Origin of the sequence: Zobellella endophytica (genome assembly GCF_003012775.1) — a bacterium.
GTDB lineage: Bacteria > Pseudomonadota > Gammaproteobacteria > Enterobacterales > Aeromonadaceae > Oceanimonas > Oceanimonas endophytica.
Genome location: NZ_PXYG01000034.1, coordinates 1 through 360 on the forward strand (window position 1 = coordinate 1; position 360 = coordinate 360).

Consider the following 360-nt stretch of genomic DNA (forward strand, 5'->3'; position numbering starts at 1 on the left):
CGCTGTCCCCGTCGCCGTCGGTGAGCCGGTACTGGAAGCGCACCTCGCCTTGCTCGCCCGCCGCCGGGGTATAGCTGAAGCTGCCGTCATGGTGGTACACCAGGCTGCCACTGCCGGTGAGGCTGCCGTCGACCAGCGCCACGCCGCCGGCCAGGTCGACGCCGTCCGCCCCCGCGCTGTCGTTGGCGAACACGTCAATGGTGACCGGCTCGTTTTCATTCGCCTGGCCGGCCCTGTCGTCCGCGGCGGTCGGACCGTCATCGTTGACCCGGATGGTCAGCGTCGCCGCCGGCGAAACGTCGCCGTCGTCGTCGGTCACCCGCACCGGGAACGGGTCCTGCACCTGGTCGTCGGTGCCGA

Annotated in this window: 1 protein-coding gene; it reads right to left on the minus strand. The window is 71.1% G+C overall.

The window, feature by feature from the left end; translation table 11 throughout:
- The coding region (locus tag C7H85_RS19770) for an Ig-like domain-containing protein (RefSeq protein WP_158260125.1) at positions 1–360 on the minus strand (360 nt) is incomplete at both ends.